Raw genomic sequence first — 310 nt, 5'->3', positions numbered from 1 at the left:
GTGTTTAAATGCTCTTTAAAAGCCATTTGAACGCCGTTTTCAAGGCTAAAAGAACGATAGGGCGAAGCGCTGAATGGAGAGCATGTGAAAACATAATCCGTATTTCCCTTTAACATTTCAAAAGCGTTTTTTAAATGCTTTTCTTGTAAAAGCGCTGAAGTGCCATACAAGCAACACGCAACATCTTCATCTTTTAACTCTAATTCTTTCATGTGATAGGCCATCACCTCTAAAGTCGTGGCTCTATCGTCCGCTAAAACTTTAGGGCGCAAATTCAAAAAACTCGCCCCATAATTTTTAGCTAAATGAA

At 38.4% G+C, this 310-nt stretch carries 1 pseudogene; it reads right to left on the bottom strand.

What is annotated here, in order from left to right:
• Window positions 1-310 (bottom strand): annotated as a pseudogene (locus tag GO013_RS16895) (hypothetical protein); the annotation flags it as partial.

Source organism: Pseudodesulfovibrio sp. JC047, from assembly GCF_010468615.1.
GTDB lineage: Bacteria > Desulfobacterota > Desulfovibrionia > Desulfovibrionales > Desulfovibrionaceae > Pseudodesulfovibrio.
Note: the sequence above shows the minus strand (reverse complement) of the source record. Positions and strands in the feature narration are given on the sequence as shown.